The organism is Amycolatopsis sp. H20-H5, from assembly GCF_035828755.1.
Classification (GTDB): domain Bacteria; phylum Actinomycetota; class Actinomycetes; order Mycobacteriales; family Pseudonocardiaceae; genus Amycolatopsis.
In genome coordinates, this window is record NZ_JAYMZS010000108.1 from 23,404 (window position 1) to 29,899 (window position 6,496).

The 6,496-nt window shown below is 73.7% G+C and carries 4 protein-coding genes; all 4 read left to right on the plus strand.

The annotated features are described in order from the left end of the window. Positions 1-13 precede the first annotated feature (13 nt). The 4 genes from QMK34_RS37600 to QMK34_RS37615 are packed head-to-tail and all read left to right on the plus strand — an operon-like array spanning position 14 to position 6,383. Entirely contained in the window at positions 14-718 is a 705-nt protein-coding gene (locus QMK34_RS37600; protein WP_326419535.1) for a thioesterase II family protein, read from the plus strand. A 37-nt stretch (positions 719-755) separates the two neighbouring features. Further along, complete coding sequence (locus QMK34_RS37605; RefSeq protein WP_326419536.1) at positions 756-1,580, plus strand: SDR family oxidoreductase; 825 nt, start codon at positions 756-758, stop codon at positions 1,578-1,580. A gap of 32 nt (positions 1,581-1,612) precedes the next feature. Beyond that, complete coding sequence (locus QMK34_RS37610) at positions 1,613-4,603, plus strand: non-ribosomal peptide synthetase (protein ID WP_326419537.1); 2,991 nt, start codon at positions 1,613-1,615, stop codon at positions 4,601-4,603. A 7-nt stretch (positions 4,604-4,610) separates the two neighbouring features. Next, positions 4,611-6,383 (plus strand): non-ribosomal peptide synthetase, encoded by a 1,773-nt coding sequence (locus QMK34_RS37615; RefSeq protein ID WP_326419538.1) that lies wholly within the window; start codon positions 4,611-4,613, stop codon positions 6,381-6,383. The last annotated feature ends 113 nt before the right edge of the window (positions 6,384-6,496 follow it).

Genomic DNA, 6,496 nt, shown 5'->3' on the forward strand with positions numbered 1-6,496 from the left:
AAAGGGATCGACCATGCCAAAGCCGGTTGTACTGTGCGTGCCGTTCGCGGGCGCTGGCGCCTCTGTCTTCCGCCCCTGGGTGCCGCTGTGCGAGGACACCTTCGACCTGGCGGCCATCCAGCTGCCGGGGCGCGAGCAGCGGTTCGCCGAGGAGCCATACCAGGACGTGTCCGTCGCGGTGGCGGGGCTGCTGCCCGAGGTGCTCGAGCGGGTCGCCGGGGCGGGGCCGGTGGTCCTTTTCGGACACAGCCTCGGCGCGGTGCTGTCCTACGAGCTGGCCCACCGCCTCGCCGTCACCGACGGCGTCGACCTGGCCGGGCTCGTCGTCAGTGGCTCGCCCGGCCCGTGGACCCGCCGGGAGAACGGCGCCGCCGGACTGCCGGACGACGAGTTCCTGGCGCGGGTCAAGGAGTTCGCGGGCTACCGGCACGACGCTCTCGAAGACCCCGAGATGCGCGAGCTGCTCCTGCCCTCGCTGCGGGCGGACGTCGAGATGCACGAGAGCTACGTGCAGTCCTCGGACACCCCGCTGCCCGCGCCGATCACCTCGGTCCGCGGGACCACGGACGCGCTCGTGAGCACCGAGCAGGCCCTGGAATGGGGAAAGGCCACCAGCGGGGTCTTCCAGTTCGCCGAGATCGAGGGCGGGCACATGTATCTCACCGAAAACGCCGAGGGCGTCATCGCCGTGCTCAAGAGCGTGCTGAACGGGGACTAGGTCGAAAGACCGTCCCCACTACCGGAAGGAGTGGTTCGTGCGACTCAAGGGAAAGACCGTCATCGTGACGGGAGCCGCGCGCGGCATCGGACGTGCCTGCGCGCTGGCGTTCAGCCGGGAGGGCGCCGACGTCGCCCTGCTCGACGTGTGTCGCGACGTGCCTGGCGTGCCCTACCAGCTGGGCACGTCCAGCCAGCTGGAGCACACCGCGGGCCAGTGCCGTGAGCTGGGCGCGGCCGTGCTCGCCGAGCAGGCGGACGTGCAGGACCTCGCCGGGCTCCGCTCGGTGGTGGCCAGGGTGACCGACCGGTTCGGCCGGATCGACGCGCTGGTCAACAACGCGGGCATCGCCGCGCCCTCTGGCAAGTCGACGCACGAGATCACCGAGGAGGAGTGGCGGCTGATGATCGACGTCGACCTCTCCGGCGCGTGGCGGATGACTTCGGTCGTCGGGCCGATCCTCACCGCGCAGCGCTCGGGCAGCGTGATCAACGTGGCCTCGACCGCCGGGCTGGTCGGCTACCGGCACTTCGCCGGGTACGTGGCCGCCAAGCACGGCCTGGTCGGGCTGACCAAGGCGGCGGCGCTCGACTACGCGCCGCTCAAGGTCCGCGTCAACGCGCTGTGCCCCGGCTCGGTGCGGGACGACACGCAGGTCGAGGGGCGGATGCTCGCCGAGATCGCGCGGTCGCTGCACCTGCCGGTCTCCGAGCACGAGGAGACCTTCCTCCAGTCGCAGCCGATGAACGCGCTGATCGAGCCCGAGGACGTCGCCGAGGCCGCCGTGTGGCTGGCCTCGGACGAGTCCCGGCAGGTGACCGGCTCCGTGCTGACCGTCGACGGTGGCTTCACCGCCCGGTGAGCCACCGCCCAACCACTCCAAGGGGACCAGTCGTGTCGACTTCCACGCAGGACGCAACCACTTCAGACCTCCCGCCCGCGCGGGGAACCTTCGTCCGTGACCGGGGACGGGACGCGCCGGCCGCGGGCAGCCACGCGCTGTGCGTCCGGTTCGGCGCCGCCCCGGACGCGGACGCCCTCGCGGCCAGGCTCGCCGGCCTGGCCGCGGGGCTGCCCGCCGCGACCGGGACGGCCTCGCTGTTCCCCGGCGAGGCCCGGCTCTGGACCGAACAGGTCCCGTGCCGGTCCGGCGACCAGGCGGCCGACCGGTGGCGCCGCCGGGAAATGGCGCGTCCGGTGGTCGCGCACCGCGACGGCGCGGTGCGGGCGGCGTTCCTGCGCTACACCGACGGCGTCACCGAACTCGTCGTCGTGGCGCACCGCGCGGTGCTCGGCGCACGGGCGCTGCGCGCGTTCGTGGCCGAGGTGGCCGGTGCCGAGCCCTCGCCCGGCGAACCGGCCGTGGCGTGGCCCGCGCCGGAGACCGCGCAGCACGTCGCCGAGCTGGGCGGGTGCGAGCTGGATCCGCAGCTGGACTGGGGTCTCGGCCGTCCGTTCGGCCGCGACGAGGCCGGGACCTGCCGGGTGCCGCTGGCGGAGCACCACCCAACGGACCACCCGACGGGCGACGTCGAGGGCTGGGTGACCGCGCTGGGCGTCGTCCTCGCCCGCTACGAAAGCCTGACCAGGCCCGCGGTCGCCGCGGTGGTGCCCGACCCGGTGACCGGGTGCGACGGCATCGCGCTGGTGGGCGTCGACGCCCACCAGGAGACCACGCTCGGCGCGGCCCGCGACCGGGTGCGGGCGGGGTTCGCCGCCGGGCCCGCCTGGCACACGGCGGAACTCGACCGCGAGCTGTCCGCGGCGGGCGGCGGCCGGTTCGACCTCGGCCTGGTCGTCGACGGGCCGGGGCCCGAGATCCCCGGCGCGTCCGTCGTCGAGTACGAGCCGTTCCTGCGGGCGCCTTTCCCGATCACCATCTCGGTCGGCGGGGGCTTCCTGCGCTGCGACTTCCGGCGGCGGCTGGTCTCCGGCGTGATGGCCGAGCAGCTGCTCCGGCACGTGCGCCGGGTGCACACCATGCTCGTCGCGGCGCCGGAGACCCCGCTCTCCGCCGTCACCCTGGTCGACGAGACCGAGCTGGCCGGGCTGATCCGGCTCGGCCGCCCGGCGCGGCCGCTCCCGGTCCGCCCCCGCCGCGGCAACACCGTGATCACCGTGATCGCCGAGGTCGCCGCGGCGCGGCCGGACGCGGTAGCGGTCTGCTTCGATGGGCAGCGGCTGACCTACGCGGAGCTGGAGCGCCACGCCGACCGGCTGGCACACGGGCTGCGCGCGCTCGGCGTCGCCGACGGCGACCGGGTCGGCGTGTGCCTGGAACGCAGCGCGGAGCTGGTCGTCGCGCTGCTCGGGGTGCTCAAGGCGGGCGCCGCCTACGTGCCGATGGACCCGGCCTACCCGCGGGACCGGCTGGCCTACACGACCACCGACGCCGGGCTCACGACGGTGATCACCAGCCTCGCCGAGTTTCCCGGCGGCGACGCGGTGCGCGTCGTCGGCTCCGCCGAGCTCGCCGCGCTGGCACCCGCGGACCGCACCGGACCGCCTGCCTCGCGCGTCGGCCCGGACGACCCCGCGTACGTCATCTACACCTCCGGCTCGACCGGCAAGCCCAAAGGCGTGGTCGTCCCGCACGTGAACGTGCTCAACCTGATGGCCGCCACCACCGGCGACTTCGGCCTGGGCCCGGACGACGCCTGGACGGTGTTCCACTCCAGCGCGTTCGACTTCTCGGTGTGGGAGATCTGGGGCTGCCTGCTCACCGGCGGCCGCCTCGTCGTCGTCCCGTACTGGGTTTCGCGCTCCCCGGAGCAGTTCCACCGGCTGCTGGTCGACGAGCGGGTCACCGTGCTCAGCCAGACCCCGTCGGCGTTCGCGCACCTCGTCGAGGTCGAGCGCGACGGCGCGGAACCGGCCCCGGTGCGGCTGGTGATCTTCGGCGGCGAGGGCCTCGACCCGCGGATGCTGCTGCCGTGGTTCGACCGGCACCCGGAGACCCGGTGCCGCGTGGTGAACATGTACGGCATCACCGAGACCACGGTGCACGTGACCGCCCAGACCGTCACCCGCGCCGAAGCGCTGTCCGGCTCGCGTTCGGTCGGGACCGCGCTGCCCGGCTGGTGGCTGCGCGTGGCCGACCCCGAGGGACGGCCGCAGCCGGTCGGTGTCGCGGGCGAGATCTACGTCGGCGGCGCGGGCCTCGCGCTGCACTACCTGAACAAGCCAGAGCTGACCGCGCAACGGTTCCTGACCGACCCGCACACCGGCGAGCGGATGTACCGCAGCGGGGACAAAGGGCGGTTCCTGCCCGACGGCAGGCTGGAGCACCTCGGCAGGCTCGACAGTCAGGTCAAGCTGCGCGGCTTCCGGATCGAGCTCGACGAGATCCGCTCGGTGCTGCTGGACGACCCGCTGGTGTCCGCCGCGGCGGTGGTGCTCAACCAGGAGGACCCCGCGGACTCCGCGACCGCCCAGCTCGATGCGTTCGTGGTACTGGAAGGGGACGACACCGGCTCCGTGCGGGCGCGCGCGGCCCGGTTCCTGCCCGAGTACATGGTGCCTGCCACCATCACGGTGCTGCCGCGGCTTCCGTTGACCACCAACGGAAAGCTCGACGTGCGCAAGCTGCCCAAGCCGGTCGCGGCCGGGAAGGCGGCCGAGCCGCGAGTGCCTGAGCAGCACCTCCGCCACGGCCAGGCCGTGGCCCCGGCCGACGACTTCGGCGCCGCGCTGATCGAGGCCTGGCAGGACGTGCTGGGGGTGTCCGTCGGGCCGGACGACAACTTCTTCGACCTGGGCGGCAACTCGCTGTTCGCGATGCGCGTCGGCGCGGCACTGCGCCGCGGCGGTGGCGGGTTCAGCCTGCAGATGCGGGACCTGTACCTGCGCCCGACGATCCGCCAGCTCACCGCGAGCAGGGGCTGAGGACATGATGACCGAGCTCGTGGTCCCTGATCTGTTCGCACGGCAGGCCGCGCGAACCCCCCACGCGGCGGCGGTGCGCTGCGGCGCGCGGACGCTTTCCTACGCGGAGCTGAACTCCCGGGCGAACCGGCTGGCCCACCGGCTGGTCGCCCGCGGGGTCGGCCCCGAGCAGCTGGTCGGGGTGCGGCTCCCGCGCTCGGCCGAGCTCGTGGTCGCGCTGCTGGCCGTGCTCAAGGCCGGTGCGGCCTATGTGCCGCTCGACCCGGATTCGCCTGCCGAGCGGCTCGCGTTCATCACCGAGGACACCGGACTTCGGTTGGTACTGGGCGAAACCGACGGCCCCGGCGAGATCGCCGTCGCCTCCGTCGCCTCCGCCGCCGAGTCCGGCCCGGATCACGACCTCGCCGACGCCGACCGGACGTCGCCGCTGCGCCCGGAGAACCTGGCCTACGTGATCTACACCTCCGGCTCGACAGGGCGCCCCAAGGGCGTCACGGTGCAGCACGACACGCTGGCCACCTACCTGGCGTTCGCCGTCGCCGAGTACCCCGGCCTTGCGGGCGGCGCTCTGCTGCATTCGCCGGTCGCGTTCGACCTCACCGTCACCGCGCTTTACGGGCCGCTGATCACCGGCGGCTGCGTGCGGGTGGCGTCGCTGGACCGGGAACCTGACCACACCGAGACGGGGGAGCGGCCCGCCTTCGTCAAGGCCACCCCGTCACACCTCCCGCTGCTGACCGCGCTGCCCGCCGAGCTCTCGCCGACCGGCGAGCTGGTGGTCGGCGGGGAGATGCTGCTGGGCGATGTCGTGCAGCGCTGGCGGCAAACGCATCCGGGCGCCGCGGTGATCAACGAGTACGGGCCGACCGAGGCGACCGTCGGGTGCTGCACGTTCCGGATCGGGCCGGACGACGAGATCGAGCCGGGCGCGACGCCCATCGGCCTCCCGGTGCCCGGCACCCGCCTGCACGTGCTCGACGAACGGCTCGTGCCGGTCGCCGGGCAGGTGGCCGGTGAGCTCTACATCTCCGGCAGCCAGGTGGCCCGTGGCTACCTCAACCGGGCCGGGCTGACCGCCGAAAGGTTCGTGGCCGACCCGTTCGGCGGCGCGGGCGAGCGGATGTACCGCACCGGCGACATCGCCCGGCGGCGCGCGGACGGGATCCTCGAGTACCTCGGCCGGACCGACGACCAGGTCAAGATCCGCGGCTACCGGATCGAACTGGGCGAGGTCACCTCCGTGGTCGGCGCGCAGGACGGCGTCGCCCAGGCGGCCGTCGTCGCGCGCGAGGGGAACTCCGGCGACCGGAGCCTCGTCGGCTACGTCGTCCCCGAGACCGGAGCCGAGCTGGACCTCGCGGCCCTGCGCGCGGCTGTCGCCGTCGTGCTGCCCGCGTACATGGTGCCCTCGGCACTGGTCGTGGTCGGCGAACTGCCGCTGACCACGAACGGCAAACTCGACCAGGCCGCGCTGCCCGCGCCGCCGGTCGAGCATGGCCCGGCGGGGGCTGAGCCGGGCACGCCGCTGGAAGCACAGCTGTGCACGATGGTCGCCGAGATCCTGGACCTGCCCGCCGTCTACCTCGACGACGATTTCGTCGCCAGGGGCGGCGACAGCCTGCGGGCCGCCCGGCTGGCCAGCCGGGCTCGCAAGGCAGGCTGGACGTTCGGCCTGCGCGACGTGCTCGAACTGCGCACCCCGCGCGGCCTCGGTGAGCACGCGCCCAGTGGTGGCCTGATCCAAGAACCCTTACGCGGCAAGGAAGGCGCGGTGTCATGACGGTGCACAACGTGGTGGTGGCCGGCGCGTCGATCGGTGGCAGCCGGGTGGCGGCCGGGCTCCGCGAGGCCGGGTACACCGGCTCGATCGCGCTGGTCGACCCTGACCCCGAC